General features: G+C 36.6%; 27 protein-coding genes. 1 reads left to right on the top strand and 26 read right to left on the bottom strand.

Features of this window, described 5'->3' with window-relative positions:
* Window positions 1-8 precede the first annotated feature (8 nt).
* From FYJ25_RS09360 to FYJ25_RS09340, 5 genes are all read right to left on the bottom strand, one after another.
* Entirely contained in the window at window positions 9-947 is a 939-nt protein-coding gene (locus FYJ25_RS09360) for a nucleotidyltransferase family protein (protein WP_154581163.1), read from the bottom strand.
* Window positions 944-1,360: a DUF4760 domain-containing protein gene (locus tag FYJ25_RS09355; protein ID WP_154581162.1), complete on the bottom strand. Its 417-nt coding sequence runs from the start codon at window positions 1,358-1,360 to the stop codon at window positions 944-946. The genes FYJ25_RS09360 and FYJ25_RS09355 overlap by 4 nt, the downstream gene beginning before the upstream one ends.
* A complete protein-coding gene (locus FYJ25_RS15050) occupies window positions 1,357-1,617 on the bottom strand; it encodes a VanZ family protein (protein WP_279237053.1) in 261 nt (86 codons plus the stop codon). Before FYJ25_RS15050 ends, FYJ25_RS09355 begins: the two co-directional genes overlap by 4 nt.
* A gap of 325 nt (window positions 1,618-1,942) precedes the next feature.
* The gene (locus FYJ25_RS09345; RefSeq protein ID WP_154581160.1) at window positions 1,943-2,917 is read right to left on the bottom strand and encodes an RloB family protein; all 975 of its coding nucleotides are present in this window, start codon (window positions 2,915-2,917) and stop codon (window positions 1,943-1,945) included.
* 3 nt (window positions 2,918-2,920) lie between these two features.
* Window positions 2,921-4,303: an AAA family ATPase gene (locus FYJ25_RS09340; RefSeq protein WP_154581159.1), complete on the bottom strand. Its 1,383-nt coding sequence runs from the start codon at window positions 4,301-4,303 to the stop codon at window positions 2,921-2,923.
* 202 nt (window positions 4,304-4,505) lie between these two features.
* Here FYJ25_RS09340 and FYJ25_RS09335 point away from each other — a divergent pair, with 202 nt between their 5' ends.
* On the top strand, window positions 4,506-4,682 hold the full coding sequence (locus tag FYJ25_RS09335) for a hypothetical protein (protein ID WP_154581158.1): 177 nt from the start codon (window positions 4,506-4,508) through the stop codon (window positions 4,680-4,682).
* Between the two features lie 45 nt (window positions 4,683-4,727).
* Here FYJ25_RS09335 and FYJ25_RS09330 read toward each other — a convergent pair whose 3' ends face one another.
* From FYJ25_RS09330 to FYJ25_RS09230, 21 genes are all read right to left on the bottom strand, one after another.
* A complete protein-coding gene (locus FYJ25_RS09330) occupies window positions 4,728-5,021 on the bottom strand; it encodes a hypothetical protein (protein ID WP_243145722.1) in 294 nt (97 codons plus the stop codon).
* On the bottom strand, window positions 5,008-5,262 hold the full coding sequence (locus FYJ25_RS09325) for a hypothetical protein (protein WP_154581157.1): 255 nt from the start codon (window positions 5,260-5,262) through the stop codon (window positions 5,008-5,010). The genes FYJ25_RS09330 and FYJ25_RS09325 overlap by 14 nt, the downstream gene beginning before the upstream one ends.
* 406 nt (window positions 5,263-5,668) lie before the next feature.
* Entirely contained in the window at window positions 5,669-6,340 is a 672-nt protein-coding gene (locus tag FYJ25_RS09320) for a DUF4145 domain-containing protein (RefSeq protein ID WP_167513804.1), read from the bottom strand.
* A gap of 189 nt (window positions 6,341-6,529) precedes the next feature.
* The gene (locus FYJ25_RS09315) at window positions 6,530-6,793 is read right to left on the bottom strand and encodes a YodL domain-containing protein (RefSeq protein WP_408608967.1); all 264 of its coding nucleotides are present in this window, start codon (window positions 6,791-6,793) and stop codon (window positions 6,530-6,532) included.
* Window positions 6,794-6,952: 159 nt separating this feature from the next.
* Window positions 6,953-7,303: a helix-turn-helix domain-containing protein gene (locus tag FYJ25_RS09310; protein ID WP_154581155.1), complete on the bottom strand. Its 351-nt coding sequence runs from the start codon at window positions 7,301-7,303 to the stop codon at window positions 6,953-6,955.
* Window positions 7,304-7,332: 29 nt separating this feature from the next.
* Window positions 7,333-8,082, bottom strand: a complete 750-nt coding sequence (gene dprA, locus FYJ25_RS09305; protein WP_154581154.1) for a DNA-processing protein DprA — start codon at window positions 8,080-8,082, stop codon at window positions 7,333-7,335.
* Window positions 8,082-9,620 (bottom strand): YifB family Mg chelatase-like AAA ATPase, encoded by a 1,539-nt coding sequence (locus FYJ25_RS09300; RefSeq protein ID WP_154581153.1) that lies wholly within the window; start codon window positions 9,618-9,620, stop codon window positions 8,082-8,084. Before FYJ25_RS09300 ends, dprA begins: the two co-directional genes overlap by 1 nt.
* On the bottom strand, window positions 9,605-10,162 hold the full coding sequence (locus FYJ25_RS09295) for a transposase (protein ID WP_154581152.1): 558 nt from the start codon (window positions 10,160-10,162) through the stop codon (window positions 9,605-9,607). Before FYJ25_RS09295 ends, FYJ25_RS09300 begins: the two co-directional genes overlap by 16 nt.
* Before the next feature lie 250 nt (window positions 10,163-10,412).
* Complete coding sequence (locus FYJ25_RS09290; protein ID WP_154581151.1) at window positions 10,413-10,946, bottom strand: VanZ family protein; 534 nt, start codon at window positions 10,944-10,946, stop codon at window positions 10,413-10,415.
* Between the two features lie 137 nt (window positions 10,947-11,083).
* Window positions 11,084-11,986 carry a sugar phosphate nucleotidyltransferase gene (locus FYJ25_RS09285; RefSeq protein WP_154581150.1) on the bottom strand — a complete coding sequence of 301 codons (903 nt, stop codon included), beginning with the start codon at window positions 11,984-11,986 and terminating at the stop codon, window positions 11,084-11,086.
* 40 nt (window positions 11,987-12,026) lie between these two features.
* The gene (locus FYJ25_RS09280) at window positions 12,027-13,559 is read right to left on the bottom strand and encodes a BCCT family transporter (protein WP_154581149.1); all 1,533 of its coding nucleotides are present in this window, start codon (window positions 13,557-13,559) and stop codon (window positions 12,027-12,029) included.
* Window positions 13,560-14,279, bottom strand: a complete 720-nt coding sequence (locus FYJ25_RS09275) for an NTP transferase domain-containing protein (RefSeq protein ID WP_154581148.1) — start codon at window positions 14,277-14,279, stop codon at window positions 13,560-13,562. It abuts the gene before it with no gap.
* Window positions 14,280-16,049: an NTP transferase domain-containing protein gene (locus FYJ25_RS09270; protein ID WP_154581147.1), complete on the bottom strand. Its 1,770-nt coding sequence runs from the start codon at window positions 16,047-16,049 to the stop codon at window positions 14,280-14,282.
* A gap of 335 nt (window positions 16,050-16,384) precedes the next feature.
* Window positions 16,385-16,768: a serine O-acetyltransferase gene (locus FYJ25_RS09265; protein ID WP_330578324.1), complete on the bottom strand. Its 384-nt coding sequence runs from the start codon at window positions 16,766-16,768 to the stop codon at window positions 16,385-16,387.
* Between the two features lie 308 nt (window positions 16,769-17,076).
* Complete coding sequence (locus tag FYJ25_RS09260; RefSeq protein ID WP_154581146.1) at window positions 17,077-17,880, bottom strand: LicD family protein; 804 nt, start codon at window positions 17,878-17,880, stop codon at window positions 17,077-17,079.
* Window positions 17,870-19,000 (bottom strand): UDP-galactopyranose mutase, encoded by a 1,131-nt coding sequence (gene glf, locus FYJ25_RS09255; RefSeq protein ID WP_154581145.1) that lies wholly within the window; start codon window positions 18,998-19,000, stop codon window positions 17,870-17,872. Before glf ends, FYJ25_RS09260 begins: the two co-directional genes overlap by 11 nt.
* A complete protein-coding gene (locus FYJ25_RS09250) occupies window positions 18,993-20,474 on the bottom strand; it encodes a flippase (protein WP_154581144.1) in 1,482 nt (493 codons plus the stop codon). The genes glf and FYJ25_RS09250 overlap by 8 nt, the downstream gene beginning before the upstream one ends.
* 14 nt (window positions 20,475-20,488) lie before the next feature.
* On the bottom strand, window positions 20,489-21,052 hold the full coding sequence (locus FYJ25_RS09245; protein ID WP_154581143.1) for a serine O-acetyltransferase: 564 nt from the start codon (window positions 21,050-21,052) through the stop codon (window positions 20,489-20,491).
* A 2-nt stretch (window positions 21,053-21,054) separates the two neighbouring features.
* Window positions 21,055-22,038: a glycosyltransferase family 2 protein gene (locus FYJ25_RS09240; RefSeq protein WP_154581142.1), complete on the bottom strand. Its 984-nt coding sequence runs from the start codon at window positions 22,036-22,038 to the stop codon at window positions 21,055-21,057.
* Entirely contained in the window at window positions 22,035-23,198 is a 1,164-nt protein-coding gene (locus FYJ25_RS09235; RefSeq protein WP_154581141.1) for an O-antigen ligase family protein, read from the bottom strand. The genes FYJ25_RS09240 and FYJ25_RS09235 overlap by 4 nt, the downstream gene beginning before the upstream one ends.
* The gene (locus FYJ25_RS09230; protein ID WP_154581140.1) at window positions 23,188-24,339 is read right to left on the bottom strand and encodes a glycosyltransferase; all 1,152 of its coding nucleotides are present in this window, start codon (window positions 24,337-24,339) and stop codon (window positions 23,188-23,190) included. The genes FYJ25_RS09235 and FYJ25_RS09230 overlap by 11 nt, the downstream gene beginning before the upstream one ends.
* Window positions 24,340-24,545: the final 206 nt, after the last annotated feature.

Here is a 24,545-nt window from a genome sequence, read left to right as displayed (position 1 = left end):
TTCACTATTTATTTTAAATCCTCAAATAAATTCTTCTGATATACACCATCTTCTATCAGCTTGGCAAATGATTTCACTACATAGTCTTTATCCTCTTTATAGGTTACTCCGAACCATTTGTCATTCGTATCTAACACTTTTACAGAAACTCTGCCTGCCTGAAGAAGTTCATCTATGTAGATTGGCAGTAAATATTCTGCTTTCAGAATATCTTTGTTTCCCATATTTGCAAAGAACCCTTTAAATCCATCCTCTAAAGTCTGCATAAATTCCGGTGTGAGTCCCCACATATTCATGGATGCGTAGGATTCTGCATTAATTGAAGTAAGCTGTCCATCGTTATCTACTGCTGCACCCTGTGGAGTCTTAACAATATTAGAGGTTTCATGAACTGCTGTAAGGTACCCTTCCTCATTAGTCTCACAGATACCTCTGGTAACGGCACCATTCTCACTTAACGTATTCTTTAAAATAAAACCTGCCATGCAGAACTGATTGGATTTTTCTGGTGTGTAGCCTACAAGGAAATCATGAAGCTTAACAAATGCTTCCTTTCCATAGTAGTCATCTGCATTGATTACTGCAAATGGCTCATGCAGAACTTCTTTACACGCAAGAACTGCCTGTCCTGTGCCCCAAGGCTTGGTACGCCCTGCTGGAAGTTCCACACCTTCTGGAAGTTCATCTAATTCCTGATATGCATAGGCGATCTCAACATCAAGATCTTTACAGATCTTTTCAATACGATCACCGATTGCTTCTTTAAATGCATCCTTAATATCCTTACGGATAATAAAAACTATTTTGTTGAATCCTGCCTCGATTGCATCATGGATAGAATAATCCATGATAATCTCTCCATTTAAACCAACTGGAGCAAGTTGTTTGATTCCACCACCGAATCGGGAACCGATGCCGGCAGCCATGATGACTAAGGTTGTTTTCATATCATCTTTTTCCTTATATTTTTTATTTTTTTTAATTTATTTATTATTTCCTCATATTCAATATATGCTTTACTATCTTCTTTTCCTTTTCTTATTCTCTTTATAATTTTCTTTAAATATTTTTCATATTGATATATTAATCTGCTTCCGCTCATTTTGCTCACAATTTTAATATCATAAATTTTTTGATTTACACCTGTTGCAAAGAATTCTAATTCTTTTATATATTTCTTTTTGGCTTTATAAGACAAACCACAAATTTTAGGATATTTCATCCTAATTTCTGAAAGCATTTTTATTGTATCCAACTTACGTTCTCTATTGAGAGTTCTTCTGTAAACTATCACCGAGCCAGCAAAACTAAGTACCGCTACCCCTGCACTCACTATTTGAGCTATATCAACAATACTCATTTGTAATTACTTCTTCCTTTTCTTATATTCCTTAGTGTTTCTATTACTACTCTATGGAATCCCCTCCAAATTATCCATCCTATTAGCATCCCCACTGTATTTGTAACCACGTCATCTAACTGACAGTATCCCCGCTGTGTAATAAGCTGGCTTATCTCAATTCCACATGAACACAAAAATCCTATGAAAACGCAAAAGCTCATCTTCTTCATTCTTTTAAATACCATCGGTGCCAAAATTCCAAATGGGATGAACAAGTGTAAGAGGGTCAGACCCCTTCTATTTGTAAATGCAGTGGGATTGGCATGGAAATACCCTAATTCTCTGTTTTCTTTAATTCTCCATATAATTTAAAAATAAACTGTATGGAGAAATTTTTCTTTTCTCTCATAGAGGATTTCTTTCATATTATTTTACAAGGCTCACACTCTCGTCAATCCAATTCTGAACATCTTTTATGTTGACTTTAGCTAATCTGGTAATCTGCTCAACCGACATTCCTTCCTCCAGAAGTAAATATGCCATTTCTTTCTTAGCCTCAATTCACCTATTTCTACACCATCATTATAAATCTGTTCCATTTTACTTTCTGGCAAAATCTTGCTGTGCATTTCTTCTCATTTCCTCAATTAGCATTCCAACCCGGCTTCCCACAAAATGCTCCAGTTCCTCGGCATCCTCACAATACAGTTTTTCATTTTGAATCGCAACATCGATCCGATTTATAAACCAATCCGCATCATAAGAGGACTTCGTATAACCGTTTACCCTTTTTCTTAATTCTTGTTCTGTATAGCGACGTTTCGCAGTTATTTTAGGATTATCTAAAAGCTGCTGTTTATTCAGTTCCTTTACATCATCAAAATGAAGTAACAACCAGAATTCAAAACATGGATTAGTAAGATAAAAACCAAATTTCTTTTCTCTGCATTTATTCAGAACATATTCATACTGATTATTTTCAGGGTGTGCAACAAAACTCTCTCTGTCTCGATCCACAACAAAACATATTCTGTCAAATCCTTCTGCATAAGTAATAGATCTATTCTGGATAATACGTGGTACATCATCTATGATCTGTTCGTATCCTTCTTTATCTTGGAAATATTCTGCAATCACTCGACATGTCTGTTCCAGATTCTCTACTTGCTCTGTAAGCATGACATGTAGTTTTTCCTTACATATCCACTCTAATGTCTGCCATAAGCTTTTTGCTTTTACTTTACTGTTTGTTAATATCTCTTCTTCATACAGATAATCCATAAACCAGTTCAAAAGTGTTTCATATGACACTACTCCCAGTCTGCTTTCTTCCAAGTTCAAAAGCATACGATCTACTATTTTCTTTGGATTGCTCCACCCTTCTTCGCTGTAGCTACGTACAACCGGAACCAGCTCTAGCAACGGATCAATTCCAATCTTTGAACGATTTTGACTTACACTTTCAAAATAAATTTCTTCCGTTTCCTTTCCTTCATATACCAGAAAATATTTTCTCTTTGCTTCATCTGTATTCCTGGTCCTGGTTCTTTGAGCAAACATCTTTTTTTCTCTCATATGCTATGCCCTCTCCACCGGAAAAATAGTGCTGAAGATAGGCACTCCGCCATACCGTCCCTCCAAATATGCTTTATCAATTTTCTGGTCAAATCTGGCATTATATTCTTCCAGCGAATATATATCAGATTCTCCATTTTCTTTTTTTTCAATAAACCAGATCTCGTCCCTGCGAAGAAGATCAAAATCCATCAGTCTTGACTCATGTGTTGTAACTATAAGCTGAATATTTTTCCCTGCTGCAATATTTAAAAATGTCTCCACAAATTTATAGCTGAGACTCGGATGCAGGCAACGATCCAATTCATCAATCACATAGGTCTTTCCTTCACCAGACAGCAAGATTTCTAACAAATCCAGAATACGTATAGTTCCGTCTGATTCTTCGCCCAAATCAAATAAAACATTTTTTCTGCCATGGCAAAACTCTATCGTCTGACATTTTACAGCATCACTGGCATCTATTGTAATGATAAATAATTCTACACGTGTTCTTAAAATCATATCAATGCCCTTGATCTGATGACTATTTCTTATCTCAACCTGTTTCTGTTCTATATTCGACATAATCCTATCTTGCAGACTCTTTGGCAACCCATTCAACACTTTTTCAATCGGAACATCCACTAATTCAAAATCTGTAATTCCTGTGCCAAATGCAGAAATAATCCTGCATACTTCATTTACCTTATCTGCTCTGGCGAGATAGGAGTAATCTGAAACTGGTTGGTCTGGATAATTAATATCTAAAGAATCTTTTATCCACAAAAAAACATCTTTCAAAACCGCTGCTGTTTTATGATTCTCATACAGATTCTTTTTATTTTGATTCATCACAGACAAAAAAAGTACACTGCTATCTCCACGAATATCATCCGCATAGACATTCAGTTTTTCTTTTAAACCTTTACCGGCAAGAATACCAGCCAGCTCATATTTCCCGTCTACAATATTCCTTGTAAAAAGTATTTTCTCTGAATTATCTGAACGAAGTTCCACCAGCCACTCTGACATAAAGCGACTCTGACTTAAAATTATTTCAAAACCATATGAATAATATTTACCACCTAATAAAATCTCTAATTCAAAATAACTCGGTTTCATCACATTATCTGGATCTACCTTACAGTATTTTTCAGTATGTCCATCTGGCAACCCGCTTACGATCACATGCTTCATAAAATCCAAAGCCTTCACCAGATTAGATTTACCGGCTGCATTTGCACCATATACTGCTGCAAATTTTAATAATTTAATCTTTCCATCATCATATAAATGTTCTTTCTTTGCACGAGTTCTTCCTGCAATCATAGAAAATTCTTCCGTACCACCATCTTCTCTTGATGCAAAAGATAAAAAATTTTTCACATTAAATCTTATTAGCATTTCTGGTACCTCCTGTAAGTTTAGATTATACGTTTTTTTCGTATTCGTCAATATTTATTCTCATTTTTTTAAATTTTATTTATATTTAATGTGATTTTTTCGTATATTATTTCATTTTTTTACAACAAAAGCAGACGTAAATACTTATCCCTTGTTATTTTCTACAAAAATAATATAATACCAGACAAGGAGGAATTCTAAATTGTGTAAGGAAATCGAAAAAATGAAAAAAGAAGAACGTATCAAGATTGCAAAACGTATACTCGCTTCTGAGAAATTCAATTACGAGGAAATAGCATACTTCACTATAGAATATATCCGTATTGCCTATAAGCAAGGAATCATTGATGCATTTTCTATTTTACGAGAAACCCTTTAATATATCCATGTTAATCTAATCACTCGTAGGCAATAAAGCAGGGATTTATCTCTGCTTTTCCATTTTCTTCTCTATTGCTTCCGGCACTCTGATCAAACCAAACCGCCATAGTATCGAATAAATATATGAACCCCCTCTAATATCTCCAAGTGCTTTCGGTTTCTTCACTTCTTCTGAAATCCTCTTACTATTTTCAAATGCCAGCACCACACTACTCCAGGCTAGACTCTTACTTTTCTCTCGCCGGTCTATCAGCAGCTCTCTGTTATACTCTCCGTTTTTACCAACTTTTAATTTATATCGGAACGGTAATCCTGTTGCCGTTTTAAATATTTTCAAGATATTTAATATCTTTTTCTATAATGCCTACTATTTCAGGAACAATATCAACATCTGAAAATAAACTATTTTTTTCGTCAGTGCATTCCAGATCAATGTATGTCAAAATACTTATAATGTTCATATACATATCTCTAAGGCAATGACTAGCTTCTGTAAAACTCTTTATCTCAAGAAACTGAATATATTCTTCCCATATACTATCCAGACAGGAAAATTCCTTTATTACATCAATCAACATTTTATTACCTTCTACGTTTTAATAACATCATACGACATTACAACCACTTTCTTTGCTTGCTAAGTATGCTTGTTAAAATTCCCATTATTCCTCTGTAAGTTCTAAATGTCTTTTTTCCAAATATTCCACAATATTTTCAGTGACTACTGAAATGTCATTGATGATTACAATCCCTAGTGTCAGATTTCCCTTATAGAAACTTCGGATACACATATGTATTTTTCAAGAAATGATAAGCCAACATATTCCTCAAATCCAACTACTTATACTGCATATAGTGAGCTATCCTTCATCCATATGTTATATGGAAAACTTCCTGCGCAACCTCCATCTTTCAGTAATACATTAACAATTTTATTTACCAGATTCCTGCTAGAACAAGACATATATCCCTCGGATAAGTTATTCACTCACATTCCAAAGTTTTCTCTGCTTTATTTTCAAGTTTCAAATTATACTTATCATTCACGTTTGCAATTTTTATCGGAAGTTCATATATGTAATATAAAATTGTTTCTATAAAATCAATCAATTCCAGAACATCACTCTGTGACATACCTATATCATCACCATGCGCTCCGGAATTGCCAAGTTTTCTAATCAAAAAACTGCATTGATCCAATGTTTCCGGAAGAATGTTCTTGTTCACCATTTCCTTCAACATTGCTTCCAGATTCTTTTTTTTGCTGCCACGTTCCTTGCAGATTTTTTCAAGCACTGCTCGTATTGCTATCAAGCAAACATTCAAATCCACTTTTGATGTTTTAACTGCTGCCTGATAAGATTTAAGAATACTTTCAGGAACATGTTTATAATCATATTTGTTTCCGGGATATTCCATTGATACGTCAGATTCATATCCGTATGGAGTAACCATTGTATCATCAGTATATGATTTGTAAAGTGATATTCCTTTACAAACCGGGCACTCTAATAATACCCAACAAGTATCTGCTGTAAAGATTACATCAGTGCCATCCATTTCTTTAAAATGCTGTTTATAATCAGCTACTATTTTTAATAATCCTTTGTTACCGCAATGCTTGCAAGTTTGTAAAAGATATTTTTTATCTTCCATAATAATCTCTCGTTTTCCTCTATGTATTCTAGTTACTGCCATCTACTCGATGCTCAACAGCGAAATCCTCGTTGTTAAAATTCATAAACTGCTTTGATTCAATTATTATTTTAACATCTACTTCATAATCCAACAATATTTATCCAGTTTTCCGCATCAATGCTTTTTCTGTCTTTTCAGAAACACGAATCAAACCAAATCTCCATAAAATCGGATAAATATACGAAACACCCCTAATATCTCCCAATGCTTTTGGGGGTTCATGAGAAATTCCGGAATGATGATAAAACCATCTTTGTTGACATAGTAAGCTGTGGTTTTTCCATCATCGGTGATAACGATCACATCACTGCAACCGATATAATGACCTTTGAAGTTCTTCGGTCGCTGCTTCTGCAAGCGTATTTTAATATCAGCCGGAGTTTTCCCCGGCTGGATTCTTCCAATGTACACCTGCTGATAGTTTTCTACTTATAAGAGGGTCAGACCCCTTCTATGCGAGTCTTTTGATATTCATAAAGAATGATGACCCAGTCTATATAATACTTTCCTGAAGGGGATGTCATGATACGCATGGTTTACCGTGTACATTAAATCTATTTATTCAATCATTTAAAGATCCCCTATTTTTATCTCTATATGTTTTCCCAATGCATTGGCATATTTCTCCAGCATGAGTAATGTGGGAATTCTATCCCCCTTTTCGAAACGAGCCAGGTTTGAGGATCTTATTCCCGTGATATCTGCCAGTTCCTGCTGAGTCATCTTCTGATTATTTCTTTCTTCTACAAGCGACTGTATAATCTCTGAAGATTGATGCAGTACTTTTTCCTGAATCTTTTCCGCGTATACTTCTAACCTTTTCTGACGAGCTTCTTTTTCTGTAAGATATTGCATTTTACTTTCTTTTAAATAATCTTCATTATCAATTATCTTATATATATCTTCTGTATTGTACTTCATAATATTCTTTTTCTCCTTCATTAAAAATATCACCAGTATACTTTTCGTGCATACTTCTTACTATAATCCACAGTTATTAATGCTCCGCTTCCTTTTCCTGCACCTATCACAAATAATTTATCCGACCAGCTACTTATCAATCTGTTTCTACGTGGAAATGTGTACTTTGTTGGTAATGTCCCCGGTGGATATTCTGAAAGCAAAAGACCTTTATCCTCGATTTCTTTCATTAATTGATAATGTTCACTTGGATAGCAAATATCTAATCCATTTCCCATTATTGCTATTGTATATCCACCTGCATTCAGACACGCAGTATGGGCATAACTGTCTATCCCTTTTGCCATCCCACTTATAACGGTAATGCCTTTTTCTACACATTCTGAAGCAATATTTACTGCTCTGTGTTTATCCTGCTGGCTACACCTTCTCGCACCTACAATTCCAATCGTACGCTCTATCTCTTTAAAGTGTCCTTTATAGTATAAAATAACCGGTGCATCTTTTGGTTCTTTTGCCCGCGTGGGGTATCTTTCATCCTGCCAACATAATATATCTATACTCTGTTTTTCGCAATTTTCAAGAATTCTTTCTGCTTCTTTTAAAGAACGAAATTCGATGACATTTTTCTTTTGCTTTATTGATAAGCCAGGAATTTTCTCCAGATATTTTTCTTTCGCCTTGTAAACATTTTCAGCATTTTCAAAATATTCGATTAACTTTCTGGCTGCGATTGGACCGATAAATGGTATCTGCGTAAGCCATATCCAGTATAACATTATTTAATCACCACCATCTCACTGTTGCTTTTATCTAAATCCCGACATAATAAAACTTTCTCTATATCTTTTTGACGAATTTTTTCAACTCCTTCCAAGTCAGCACTTGTTCTTGCAAGTCTCAATAACTTATGGATTACTCTGGCACTATACGCATATTTCTCGCTGGTTTCCCTTAATATATCTAGAGATTCTTTATCTAACCCACAATATTTTTGTATTAATTCTGTTGTCATCTGCGCATTACAATTGATTCCTTTTTCATTCGAGTAACGTTCCTGCTGTATGAGCCTTGCACTTTTTACTTTATTACGTAATTCCTCCGAACTACAATATGACTTCTGATTTGCTATCTCAAAAAAATTAACCGGATGTACCTCTTTCTGAATATCTATCCTATCCATAATTGGACCGGAAATCTTCCCTCTGTATTTTATAATTTCATAATCTGTACACTTACACTTTTTGCTTGGATAATACCCACATGGACATGGATTCATCGCTGTGATAAACATAAAATTTGCCGGGAATGTATGCGTACTATTTACTCTTGAAATAGAAACCTTTTTATCCTCTATGGGCTGACGAAGTGCATCTAATGTTCTTCTGGAGAATTCAGCAAGCTCATCCAGAAATAAAACTCCATTATGTGCCAATGATACTTCCCCTGGCATTGCATTCACTCCGCCTCCTATCAATGCATTTAATGATGCATTGTGATGCGGTGCACGAAAAGGTCTGTACTTCATCAGAGAATGTCCACTCGGCAATAATCCTGAAATACTATGGATTTTTGTCACTTCAAGGCACTCTTCTTCTGTCATTTCCGGTAAAATTGTCGGGATTCTTTGTGCAATCATTGTTTTCCCACATCCTGGTTCTCCTATCATAAGCATGTTATGCCCACCAGCCGCTGCAAGAACTGCTGCCTCTATTAATTCATCCTGCCCTTTTACATCTTTGAAATCTAAACTTTTACCCGAAACATCTAAATTTTTTTCTTCTTGATATTTCCCTGTAACAATGCTTTTTCCTTCTAAATAACGTATCACTGTCCCTATATCATGAAATCCTAAAATTTCTACCCCATGTACCAGACATGCCTCTTTTATATTCGCTTCCGGTACAATTATCTTTTTTACTCCTTTTTTCTGACCGGCAATAATCATAGGCAGAATTCCTCTACACTCCCTTAACCGACCGTCTAATGACAACTCCCCAATAAATCCATAATCTGACAAATTCTTTGCACCAATATCTCCATTTTGCTGAAGCACCCCGACTGCCATTGCAAGATCAAAGTGTGAACCCCTTTTCTTTTTATCACTGGGTGCCAGACTGATAATTACTCTTTTTTTAGGAAACACATATCCACTTTCATCAATTGCCGCCTGGATCCTCTCCGCTGCTTCCTTTACCGCCTGATCACCAAGTCCTATAATCAGCGTTGCCGGCTGTCCCTCCAGCATCTTTATCTCTATATCAACGCAATATCCATCTATCCCCTGAATCGCAAAACTCTTTACCATGGTAGCCATAATTCATCTTCTCCTATCATCTTCCTGATACTTTGTTCCTGAACTACATATTTATGTCCTATATCTTCTACAAATTCTCTATAATGAAAGACTTCATTTTTAGGAAAATAAGAAAGCGTTTTTCTTCTATGTGTTATACCATCATCCTTTATTCCTATCATCATACAATAACTGCTAGCAAAATATTCTTCTGGTCGCGTTATGATTCCTGCCTTGACCGGATTCAGATGAATATACCGGCTTGTTTGAAGAAAATATGCATCATCCCGCACCAGACAGGACTTATATCTTCCTTCAAAAACATGCCCTCTATACGAATATTTATGATTAAAATACATCGCATAACGCTCTGACATTCGCTTCATGAACTTATCTACTTCTATTCTATCCGTCTCCAATAACAAATGAATATGGTTTGTCATCAAACAATACGCATGCAAAATACACTGATATTTCTCTAAACAGTCCTTTATCATCTGCAGCATTACCTGATAATCTGTCTCATCCTCAAATATTGCACTTCTCCTTACTCCTCTGTGCATAAGGTGATAAATCGCTCCAGGAAACCATTCTCTCAACTTTCTCGCTATAATTATCCTCTCCTAATTCCTTTTATTTTTTAAGATACTATCATTAATGATATATAAGAAGATACGCACCTGCTTTTAACACAGATGCATTTCTACTATTTCTCAGAATCTCAATTCCAGTTTCTTCCAGTATATCACAGGAGCTATACTCGCGCAAGAGAATTTACATATTTTTCTTTATTGAAAGAATTTTGTAAGAGGGTCAGACCCCTTCTGCTCTCAGGAAAAGCTGCAGGAACTCTATCGTTAATGAAAAAAGAAATGCCGCCTTTGTGCTATACCAAAGAATACTTGTAAAACAAATTTGTCTGCCCTTCGCTTTTAAAAGTTTCTCTTTGGCAGTCCACATGAGCAGAAAAGTAAATGGCAGCATAAGGGCAATGTTTTCAAAACATTCTGTCGTAAGTGTTACTGTCCCATCTACCTGTGTACTCCAAATCCACCAGCCGCCCATCACATTAGAAAGGGGATTCATCCACATATTACGGTTTAGTAAAGTTCGAAACAAAATCATTACCGTAAAAAATACAAGACAAAATAGTTTACGAAAATACAATGAATTTTTGAATGTGCGAACCCAGGCAAGGCAGGCGTTTTTGATTCCTTTGCCGGTGTCAATTGGCTGATATGCATACATATAAAAAAACAAAATGAATATTGTGAGGAGTACCGCAAACCAAAATGGCTGGTAAAAGGCTGTGAGAACATTGGTTACTATACTTTTAAATATTTCCATTTCTTTTCTCCTCGTTATTCATCTTGCTTTTCATTCTTATTTCAAATCTTCAAATAATTCTTTTGATATGCATCATGAAGATATGTGGGAGTGTCCGAGCAGCGTTGGAAGCTACATTCTGTTGTAGCTCCAGTATATTATAAATCACTGAACAGGTCAGCCTTATAAAAGCCATTCTCCAGCATCTTCTTGAAGCTGTCCTTTACAGCCGCGACATCCTCATGATAGGTCATGCCATACCATGTATCATTGGTTTTCAGAACCTTTACGGACATCTTGCCCTGCTCCAATAATTCTCCAATAAAGATGGGGATCAGGTACTCTGCTTTCAGAGGATTGCCCGTGACTTCTTTCTCAAAGAACTCTTTGAAGCCTTCTTCCAATGTAGTAAGGAAATCTGGAGTCAGGCCCCACATGTTCATAGACACCAGAGAATTTACATCAACAACCACGCCGTCTGCCTCTGCTCCAGCTTCAGTCTTGACGATGTTCTTGGTTTCCACAACCTCAGTCAGATTATTCTGATCATCCATCTTGCAGATGCCACGGGTTACACCGCCATTATCGGACAGAGTATTCTTCAGCATGAAGCCAGCCATACAGGACTTGCCACCATTCACCAGATACTCATGTACGGCTTTGAAACCTTCCTTGCCGTAGTAATCGTCTGCATTGATGACGATAAACGGAGTCTTAATGACCTTCTTCGCTGCAAGCACAGCCTGACCGGTTCCCCACGGCTTTGTCCGACCTTCTGGCAGAGTTCCCGGGATATCATTAATATCTTGGAAAGCATAGTCAACAGTTACATTATGAGAAGAGCAAATAGAGGCAATGCGATCTCCGATGACCTCTTTGAACTCCTTCTCGATATCCTTACGGATAATGAATACCACATGGTTGAATCCAGCTTCAATCGCATCATGGATTGAATAGTCCATGATAATATGTCCAGCATCGTCCACTGGCTCCAACTGCTTAATTCCTGTTCCGAAGCGACTGCCAATGCCGGCGGCCATGATAAGTAATGTTGTGTTCATCTTAATTTCTCTCTTTCATCTAAAATTATAAAACCATAAATTATTTTTTGTTACCGAGTTCTTCCATGTATTTTTTAGCATCCTTCATAAAGCTGACTGCAATCATCACGATTACCGCACCAATCGGGAAAGCTGCAACAATACTCACCGACTGAAGATTGTTCATGGAGCTTTCTGCAAACAGCAAAGCAATCGGAAGCAAAATAAGCAGAATACACCACATCAACTGAATGCCTTTATTCGGTTGCTCACCATCCTCCAGTGTGTGATAGCTATAGCAGGATGCTGTCAAAGCAATCGAATCAAAAGAAGTCGCATAGAAAGCGATCATCGTCAACAGAACAACTACCATGATAACAGGCGCGCCCGGCATCGTTTTGATGATAGACACAATCATGCCATACAAATCTCCATTTTCCAGATACTGTGCAATAAAGTCAGCCTTTCCAGTGACCTGCATTCCCATAGAATAGTTACCAAGTACGATAAAACTCGTCAACGTAGAGCCAACACCAAATACATAGCCACCAAGAATTGTCTGACGTACTGTTCTGCCACGCGAAATGTTGCCAATAAAGAACGGAGCAGCCACGCACCAGACCATCCAATATGCCCAATAATAAATCGTCCAGTTCTGTGGGAAATTCGATGTACGGAGCGGATCAGTAAATGTAGACAGATCAACAAAGTTCTGAATCATCCGTCCAAGGGAAGAAAAACCAGTTTCAATAATGTACCGTGTTTCTCCACCAAACAGCAGCACAAAGGCAATCAGGCCAAAGAACATATAAATACAAATGTTTGCCAACTTGCTGATTCCCTTAAATCCATGCAGTAAGGAGTATGTATATACAGCGCAGGTAATCAGAAGAATAATAATGTTGATTACAGTACGACTAACGGCAACATGGAGCATTTCACTGATAATGGTTGCCATAAGCGGTGTTGCCACACTAAAAGTAGTAGCAGTACCAGCAAGGAGTGCAAACACAGCTAACAGGTCAATAATTCGTCCTGCCCAGCTATCGGTATGTTTTCCAAGGATTGGACGGCAAGCCTCTGAATACTTCTGACGATTTCTTTTTCTTACATGAAGCATAAAGCCAAAGGCAACGGCCAGTACCAGATAAAATCCCCACGGAATAAAGCTCCAATGGAACAGCGGATATACGCCTGCCCAATCCTGAATACTTCCCATCTCTGCCAGATGCGGATCAGTCGCATACAGCACCCATTCCGAGAACGAATAGAACAGAATATCTGCAGCAAGCCCACAGGTGAACATCATTGAGCCCCACGCAAAGAAGGAATACTTTGGCTTCTCATTCTGCTCGCCAAGGACGATATTACCGTACTTAGAACCAGCAATATACAGAGAAAGAATAAAAATTCCTAATCCAATTACTAAGTAATATGTACCAAAGGTATCACCAAAGAAAAAACGAATCTGACTCAGTACAGCATTCGATTGTTCCGGTACAAAAAAGAATAGAACACATAATGCAATCACGATTGCCAAAGGCACCAGTGTTATCATCCAGTCTATTTTTCCATATTCTTTTTTCGTATTCATTTACTTTTCCTCCACATATTTTTTGTAGCCGCCATCCAGAGCAATTAGCTCACTCAGATTATCCACTTCTATAATATCGTCCTTATTCATAGGACGGATACCCAATTGATACTCCTCCGGGTAACAGAACATCGCCACATCATCCCAGTAGATTTGTCGGTTCTTCTTTTGTTCAAACTCAATTTCGAGGTGGCGTTTCAGTTTTTTTCCATCCTCTGCAGTCCAACGGGAAATACTGTACAGCTGCCATCCACCTTTTCCACCTGTCCGACTGCATGCCGTAACAATGCCATTCTCAACAGTCTGAAGCCACTCATCAGTTTCACCGTCTGTCCAAACACTGTTATAACCAGAGCGTTCAAATTCCGGTGCTAATATTTCCGCATTATAAATAATCTGATCGCCGTCCAAAATAATCGCATTTCCAATATACTCTCGTGCCACAAAAAGTGAAGAGATATTGTTGCAAGTATCGTAGTAGGGGTTTTCAATTAACTTGACTCCAGGATACTCCTTTTCAAGTGTGACAAACTGTTCTTTCAGATATCCGACAACAACATAAATTTCACAGATTCCATTTTTATGCAGACCATCAATGACTGTGTCAACCATCCGCACACCATTCACTTTAACCAGCGGTTTCGGTGTTGTCAGCGTCACCGGGTGCATTCGATTTCCTAAGCCAGCCGCCATAATTATGGCTCTTTCTACTTTTGGCATTTATTCTTCCTCCCCTTGTTTTTTCAGTTCTTCTCGAACAATTCGATAATAGTCTTTGGCATATCGGTACTGCCGAAGCGAATACTCACCAAACTCTACGCCGAGGTTTCTCTTATACTCACACCAGTTACTCCACAGCAGACCACAAGCAGCAATGTAGCAATAAATCTTGATTCTAGTCTCATCACTACAAGCTTCCGTAAAATAGGCTGCAATCAGGCGATCGACCTGACGTTTATTGTAAAGAGAATAAATACAGAACATTGCCACATCCACATGAGGATCTTGCATTCCTGCATACTCCCAGTCAATCAGTCGGATTTCTTCCCTGCCATCTTTCTCCGCAAAAAGGAAATTATCCGGCACTGCATCAATATGGGTCAGGACTTTTTCTCCAACATGTGCATTAATATAAGGCTTTAGCGACAGAACATTTGCTTTTGTTTTTTCATAGTCCTTATAAACAGAAGGAGTCCCCTCCCATAGCGTTTCATAAAACTCCATCTGTCCGAAAATATCAAACTCGTGGTTTACTTTCAATTTTAAGTCATGGAACGCATGTAGCCGCTTCATACACTTTTTAACATCTTCATAATTCAAAGGATCACATACTCTCGCGCCTTCCAAGAATTCCGTGATTTTATAGCCATTTTGAGGGTTGATATATGCAATATCATCGCAAATATGCTTTCCATCAATAGTTTGATAAACCGCCGCCTCTTGACGACGATTGATGAGCTGATCAGTTCCTTCGCCCGGAATTCGCATGATATATTTCTTTCCCTTGCAGGTAAACAGGAAAGAACGATTCGTCATGCCCTTTTTAAGAACTGTAATATCTGTAACTGCTTCTGGCTTTGCATCCAGAGCCTCACAAATCACCTGAATTGCATCTGTTTTCAACTGGTTAGAATCGCTGTCAATTTCCCGGAGTTGCTCATAAGTATTGATTTCCACTATATCTGCTGAATGAACCACACGAGCTGCTACTATCATCCGATCCTTATTATAAAGTGCCTCCTCCCAGAATGCTCCATCGTACCTCTGATTTTTGCATAGTTCTTCAATACGTTTTGCAACTGTGTCAGCATCCTCTTTTACCAGGTAGCAGATACCTATCATTGCATTACCGCCAGAACTTTCTGGTACAGTTACCAGCTCCATTTTACGGTTAACTCGGACATTACTGTCGTTGTCTACAAGATCGCTGACCATATACCAGGAATACAGTTCATGTCGATGGAATGGATTTCTGTCACACCAAATATCACAAGGAATAATGTAAGCATTTTCCAGATGTTCTTTTATAAGTTTGACCGAATGCAAATTATTCTTTGAAGCATAATCGGCATTAACTACGAGTTCTACACCATACTCATCAATCAAATACTCGTATTTTTCTTTCATGAAACCTACAACCACATAGATTTCTTTTATTCCCACTTCATGAAGCTGCTTGATGATACGTTCGATCAATGCCTCCCCATTGACTTCCAAGAGACCTTTCGGCATTTCCGTATTAATGGGAACCATCCGCATACCAAATCCAGCTGCCAGAATAACAGCGCGTTGTGGAGTTCTCTGCTTAAATTCTGTTATTGCTTTCGCTGTTGGACGTATAGATTCATCCAAGTAATCAGCTTTGATAAGTTCCTTAAGTGAGCGGTTTACCACTCCCAATGAATGACCTGACACTTCCGCCAGAATCCTCTGATTAATAAACGGTTCCAGCAAAAGCGAGTTCATGATATCGCTTTCGTGTTTGTTCATATACACTTATCCTCCATTTTTCGTGAACGCATATCTATAGTCGAAACTACCGACTCACACCAATAGCCGACTATCTTATAAAAGTTTACTGAGATGGATATCTTAGAGCCTCCGAGCAAAGAAGTTGCAGTCCTAAAAGTTAAATTACAAAAGCAATGTCTCTAACTTATTCTGACAACAACTTTGCCATAAACAAAAATGCATCTCGTCTTTCATTGCTCAATGCAAGGTCCATTAGATTCTTCTTTACTTCTTTTCTAATCATAATTGCTCGATTAAAAAACATTCAAACCAATACTTATATCTAGTTAAGAAAATATATCTGCTGATTTTTATCATAGCTTTTTAATTACTGCCGGAACACCAACCGCAAAAGAATTTTCAGGCACATTATGTATAACAACAGCATTTGCACCTATAATAGAATTATCACCAACTGAGATATCTCCCAAAATCACCGCTCCCGCTCCTATCATTACATTATTTCCGATGTATGGGGCACCACCTGAATAAATCCCATTTGACCATTTACTTCCAATTGTTACTCCCTGAAATATTTTGCAATCTTTGCCTATAACCGCTCTTGCATGTATCGCGCAACCGATACCCCTATGGTAGAAATTCGTTCCTTCTCCAATTTCAGCCTCAACTGATACTGAGCATGCACAAATCAAATGATTTACTAATTCCAGAACCCTAGAGGCTTTACGCGCTACCACCCCTCGTTTTGATAACTGATTATCTAATCTCTACAGCCTATTCATACATACTTCTCCTTTTGACACATATTTTTCGTCCAAATAAATACTATTATATTAAGATTTTCAATTTCTTTGCTATCTATCCCACACAACTACAACACGGTTACTATTTGTTAAAGCTTTAACGTTACTAGCCGCAGTGATACATTTGCAGCACACTAATCGTCACTTTTAAGTATACCGTATAAAATCCTGAGGTTAAGTTCATCAACGCAGTAACTTGTTACATCAAAAGATGCTATAGTTCTTTGCCACCGCAAGCCATCTTAATATGGTCCAAAATCAATTTTATATTTGCTATGAACAATCCGTTGCTCCGGTGGTGGAAGTTGCATATAATTTCCATAGAGCATTCGAAGGAACGAATCATAATCTATCAATCCATAAAAAGAAAGGTTTTCAAAAGAATACAGCTTTCTATTATCAAGCCATTTTGTCTGCAAATGATTTTTTGGATAATCGCTTGTAAAACAATATTCTGTTATTTTGTTATTATATTTACATACTAATTTGCTTCTTCTACTCTTAAGCCATTTCAATGAAAAAAACTTTCCCACAAGAGAGAAAACAAAGTATGATAACTTCCGTTTTTGCTCCGCACTTCCATACCCCGCTTTTACCCAAATCAAATTTTTTAGTATATGATTCTCTGCAAGGAAAAGGGTACGTTTTAAATCTGAATCAGGAATATTATCATATGGAAATATATCTACAAATATCCCGTGATCCACATTTGCATTTTGTGAAAAGTTTTCAATAATTTCTGTTCCTTTCAAATGAATTTTGGCAAATGCAAACCCATATCCAATATCTTTTTCTGTTTCCAAATGAAATTTTTTCTTATTCAAACTTTGTTGACACACATTTATAAATCGATCATATTCTATCCGCTTCATTCCAATATCGAAATCATCATCCCACGGAATAAATCCCCTATGACGAATCGCTCCAAGCTGTGTTCCTCCATCCATGAAATAATCAATATTGTTCTCTTTGCATATTTTATCGATTTCTTTAGCAATAATCAAAATTGTATCTTGTAACTTTCTTTTTTCTTGTTCAGCGTTCATCCGTCAAGTGCATCCTTTCGCATAAGTTCAAAGCTGCTTCAATCGTTTTATCCATATCATAATATTTATATTCCCCCAGCCTTCCGCCAAAAATAGCTTTACTTTCATTATTGGCTAGTTTTTTATACTCAGCATAAAGTTTATTGTTCTTGGCATCGTTTACAGGGTAGTAAGGCTCATCGCCTGCCTTCCACTCAGAAGAGTACTCACGGCTGATAATAGTCTTTGGCAGATCATTTCCATCCTCATCCTTACCGAACTCGAACCACTTGTGCTCAATAATACGTGTCCATGGGGTCTCACGGTCAGTATAGTTGACAGCGGCATTGCCCTGAAAGTTAGGAATATCGAGGGTCTCATTCTCAAAGCGCACTGAGCGGTATTCCAAAGTACCTAGCTTAAAGCCAAAGTATGCGTCAATCGGACCTGTGTATACAACCTTGCCAGCAAGAGCATCAAGCTCAGCCTTGTGCTCAAGGTAGTCGGTATTTAGTCTGACCTCAATGCCGTCGAGCAGATTCTCAACCATCTTGGTGTATCCACCAATTGGAATACCCTGATAAAGAGCGTTGAAATAATTGTTGTCAAAGGTAAGTCTAACTGGAAGACGCTTTATGATGAAAGCCGGAAGCTCCTTACAATCACGCCCCCACTGCTTCTCAGTGTAACCCTTGATAAGTTTCTCGTAGATATCGCGACCAACAAGAGAAATGGCCTGCTCTTCAAGATTCTGCGGCTCACCAGAAATCTCCTTACGCTGCTCCTCGATCTTGGCGGCAGCCTCCTCCGGTGTCACAACACCCCACATCTTGTTAAAAGTATACATGTTGAACGGTAGCGAATACAGTTCACCCTTGTAATTAGCCACGGGACTGTTAGTAAAGCGATTGAATTCTGCAAACTGCGTGATATAATTCCAGACTTTTTTATTATTGGTATGGAAAATATGTGCTCCGTATTTATGGACGTTGATGCCCTCTATACTCTCAGTGTAGATGTTTCCTGCGATGTTTTGGCGCTTGTCTACAACCAATACAGTCTTACCATGGGCGCTTGCTTCGTGAGCAAAAATTGCACCATATAAACCTGACCCAACCACTAAATAATCATATTTATTCATTTTTTTCACAACCTTTCAATTTATACAGAACGGGAAGAACCGTTTCATTTACTATTTCCATAAAGAATTTTTCCTTCAAAATAAAAAGAGTCAAAGCATATATTCCAAAAAATACAATTGCAGACACAACTAAAGTCAAAAAGTATCCGGTCACTAAATTCTTTGTTAAAAAAGATACAATTGCTCCAAAAATAACTGCAATTACAATTTTCCAATATTGAATATTTCGATATGCTTTGATCACGCGCTTTCTTAATACGTAATACTGCACAAACCAAACCATACATTCTGCAATCAATGTGCCAATAGCTGCACCTGCAGATGCCATTCGCGGAATCAAGAGCATATTTATCACAAAGTCAACAACTGCCCCTATCACTTCAGAATAAAGGACCTTTTTCTCTTTTCCAAGCGGTATCAGCACCTGAATCCCCATAATATTAGTAAGACCGATTGTTAAAAGTGTTGGCATAATTATAATCATCGGAATCGTTGCCGGTTCATACGCATCACCTGAAAGAAAAGAAATACCTTCTCTTGCAAAAAGCATAAAATATACCATCATTGGTACAGCTGCTAGAAAGACAAAATTTATCGCCTTACATGTTATTCTATCAAACTCATCCATCATCTTATGTTCTACATAATATGATGCTCTCGGCAAAAGAACCGTTCCCAAAGATGTAACAACGCAAACTAAAATACTTTTTATTTTAACCGCTGCATTATAAAAGCCAACCTCTGCATCACCATTTATAAATCCGAGCATAACTGTATCAAGATTTGTATAAATAGTTGTCGCACATGACATTGCAAAAAAAACAAAGATTGGTTTTAAATGCTTTCTATATTCATATCTTTGCTTCTGATGAAAATCAACAAACTTATGGGCGTATATAAAATTGCAAACATTTGACGCTGATGAAGCAAAGATTGATATTCCACCATATATTACGTAGTCGCTCTGTTGATGAATTAGTACAAACATTGCAATCAACGCTATAAATTTAAAGAGAATTGATTGAATTGTTATATACTTGTATTTTTCTAATGCGCCAAACAGCCAACTCATCCCAATCGTGTTAAAGAATATAGTTAAACTAACAATGATCATCAATACTTTATCAGTACTCAATTTGGGAATGACACATAGTGCGATTACAAATAGAACGTATGTTATCGTACTCATCACAATATTAATTGTAAAGATTTCATGAACTGTTTTGGATAACTCCTTTTTGTTATCTCTAACTTTTGCACATGCGCGAATACCGTATGTCGGGATGCCTAATTGCGCAATCATTGCAAAGTACGATACGATTGATGTAGCAAATGAAACTTTTCCTGTTCCTTCCGGGTGCAAGATGCGAGATATATAGGGGAATGTAATTAGAGGAAATATGAATATCGACATCGTTAAAATCGCATTCATAACAAAATTAAATTTAATCGAAACTTGTTTTTTATTATCCATTCTTCTATTCCATATTAGCAATCAAATACTTTCGGATTCAAATTATCATGTGAATCTTTATTACTTATTTTTTTAGCAGGGATTCCCCCCCACGTCGTTCCAGCTTCTTGAATATTAGTTACAACAACCGCATTTGCAGCAATTGCAACATCTGGTGCAATACTAATATTTCCAATTACCTTTGCTCCGCTTCCAATAAAAACGTTATCCCCTATCTGAGCCGATCTTGTATCGCCATTTGTCGCTCCAATTGTAACGCCCTCATGAATTCTGCAATTTTTTCCGATTCTTGCTGCCGGGTTCACTACAATTGTGCCATAATGAGCAATTGATAAACCCGGACCAAATACATTAATCGGAATTGAAAATCCTAGTTTCAGTGACACTCTTTTGTACATAAAGAGAAACAGCCACTTCACAACAGATTTGCTTTTTGTGTTGGAATAGTATTCACAATAGCGCATCAATATTTCAAATTTCCAAATGTAGTCTCCGATGATTTTAGGATGCTTTTTCTTTCCTAACGCAATCCTATCTCTTTCCATATATTCTCTTAAATCACTTTTTGAATCAATCATTTTTATCCTCTAATATTACTCTTCTTAAACCATGCAATCGGATAAATAATTGGTGTTTTTAGCATCATATTTATCGCCTTTGCTCCAACATATTCTGTTATTGTGGGAATTTGTGTTTTCACATACTTTCTATAATCACGGATTTTCTTCCAATTTTCAAACGAAAGCGGAAGCAATAGCAATGCCTCAAAATGCCATGCGACATTATCACCAATAACTTTATTGAAATATGCTTGCATATTAGGTGTAAGATTATCATGAACATTACAGTAGAACTCAACCATTTTCTTATTTACAAATTCGTGTTGATTCATCCTTTTAGCCAACACATTAACGTTAACAGATTGATCGGCCAAACCTAAGCGATAGCAATATACTACCGTATCTACATAATATACAGATTTTAAATATGGGAAAGGATACCACAAAATTTCGTTGTCCACATAAAAACATTTTTCATCAATATGAATTTTGTTTTCCTGCAAAATGCTTGTCCTAACAAAAACCGAATGAAATAGCAATCTAGACATACAAGCGCAGGCATCTTCCATATTGTACCTTCTATTTGGCACTAAACCTGTCGGCTTATCCACTATGGTTTTTCCGGTATTTTCATAAACTCGCAGCCTATTAGTAACAAACAAATCACAATCATTTTCTTTAAGTGTCTGAATTAATATCTTCAAACCTTTCGAATCAAACCAGTCATCTCCATCCAACACTTTGAAGTATTTTGCTGTTGCTAACTCCATTCCCTTGTTAATTGTAGAACCATGCCCACCATTTTCTTTTTCTATATAAAAAATGTCATTTGGATGTTTCTTGGCATAGTCAATGGCAATATCTCGTGTTGAATCTTTTGATCCGTCATCAATGATTAATAACTCTATGTCAGAAATACATCCACTCTCCTCAATTGAATTAATAAGTTTTTGCAAATACTTTTCAACATTATATGCAGCCACCGAAATAGTTAAAATTTTCATCGAACAATTTCCTTTCTATTGTATTCACCACTGTATTCACCACAATATTCTCCTAACAGTGCAATTAAAGCATAAAATACCAAATAGTTAGAATATGCTTCAGAAATCATCATCAGCAAGTAGGAAAACATCACAATGGCACTTATTTTTCCTATTCTATAATTTCTAGATGCATCAATATTTCTTCCCGCAATTACAATTAAAAGTCCAAATAGTATGGTGGCAATAAGTCCTCCGTCTAATAAAAATTGCAGTATTTGATTATGTGCATAGTTATATGACGTTCCCCACCAGTCCGGCAGCGGTATATATACGCCGTAAACACCATACCCAAATATTAATTTTTCTTTTATTAGTTTAATCGCGCTATCCCATATAATACTCCTACCGTTCAGCATCAAACTTTCGCCCAATACATTCGAGATTATAAATGAGAAATAATATTGAACGTTAAAAAAAACAACTCCTACATTCAATGCTACACCTATTGGAATCAATTTTTTACAATCACAAATATCAACAATTCTCTCCAGTTTTTCGTGTTTCACAAAGAATAGCATCCCCATAATTATTACAATTGCGACAACGCCAGTAGAACTCCATGTGATAAAGTTAGATAATATTGCCATTGCAATTGTTAGCATACCAATTCTTTTGGTTCCACTTATACCAAATTCCATACACAGCAATGCAACATAAATTCCAAAAACACCAAAGAGCGGGAAGTATGTCCGGATTCCCAGCAAATATTGATCGCCAGAAAAAACTTTTACATTCCAAAGTAGTAAATTAAGCAATTCCTCAATGAACGAAATGTGGAGCATCATTTTCAATAACTCATTTTTATTAACTCGCATCCAATAATCAATTAATAGAAATAGACATGGCGCGCCAAACATTTTTCTGAGACCATCTCCAATTCCACCAGTTTCGATAATCGTAATTATTATAATGTAAAGAAAATATGCAATTCCAACGCCAGTAAACAAATTAAATCTTGGCTTTTGAATCCATAACAGAATTGTAATCACCATGGATATCATCATCCAAGACAGAATTATAATTTTAAAGCCCTTAATACTATTTAGCCCTAGTGGGCTCAAATACGGGAACAATAAGAAAAATAGTTCTACTCGTATTTTGGGTATTTTAGTGTTCATTCTCTCTTCCTTCTAAATATATATTACTAATCTTTTTCGTTGTATCCCTAATATCGAAGCCTGCGTCTTCTACATTTTTACGACACTTTTCATTTGCTCTCAATAAATTTGTTTTTAAAATTATTTTAGCCCAGTCTTCTTTTGACTTTTCGAGCGATATCGTATGCCAAGCCTCGGTAATTTTAACATCATTTGAGATTTTATCCGAAGCGAAAACAGGTACCCCCATCGCCTGCGCTTCTATTCCAACAACTGGTAATCCCTCAAATCTAGACGGAAATACAAATACATCTATGGCAGCCAAAACTCCTGGTATTTCACTTGTCGTACCAAGAAACACAACTTTATCAAGCAGGTTCAATCGTGAAACCTTGCTCTTAATTTGATTTTCAAGTTCTCCTTCTCCAACTAATAGCAACTTTGAATTCGACTTTTTCTTTACAATTTCATTAAAAATATCGATCAAAAATTCATGATTTTTTTGTTCTGACATTCGACCAATGTGACCAACCACAAATTCATCTTTAAAGTCAAATTTATGTCGATACTTAGTTCTAAGTTCATCTGAATATTTGAAACGATTTAAATCAATTCCATTTTTTATGTATACAACTTTTCCGGCCTTTATGACTCGTGATGGGAAAGCCCACTGTGAAGCCAAATCCGAGCATGAAAAGAAGTCTGTTGCTATAAAAGGATAAAACTGCTTAATAACTTTTTGCAGCATACAGCGGATTCTATAAAGTTTTGTATCTCTTGTAAGCTGTCCATTATGAGAATGGATAATTATTTTATTAACTCCGCATAACTTCGCGCTAATAGCATCTGGAAACTTATCCCAGTGTCCACAGTGAATATGAACAACATCATACTTTTCCTTTTTTATAAGATTATAAATATCCTTTCTGGTTGATAGATATTTATGAGCCGTACCATGTCTTAAATCTCCAACAGCAAAGATTTTCATTCCATAAGACTTTACTTTTACATCATAAAATTGTTCTGTGTTTTTTTCTTTCACTACAGCAAAATCTATTTGAAATCTTGTTAAATCAATATTATCCAGTATATTCATGCATAGAGACTCTATCCCACCCGCATTTAATGAATATATGAGATATAAAATTTTCGTTTTTTCCATGTAAATTCACCGTCCACTTTTATGTATCACTACTTGAAATCTAAACTGCAATTTTCCGGGCAAATCTCTATACTTGTCAATTCACAAATTTCAGATACATTTTTTCTATAATTTGCCAAACCAAGTCGCCAGAATTTTAATACTTTCAGCCTTAATCATTCATATGTTGGCATATTAATCCCCTTTCATAAACTATATGTAGCTTA

The sequence above is a fragment of the Anaerobutyricum soehngenii genome, assembly GCF_009697165.1.
Taxonomy (GTDB): domain Bacteria; phylum Bacillota; class Clostridia; order Lachnospirales; family Lachnospiraceae; genus Anaerobutyricum; species Anaerobutyricum soehngenii.
The sequence above is the reverse complement of the archived record's forward strand: the minus strand, read 5'-3'. Positions and strand labels throughout refer to the sequence as shown.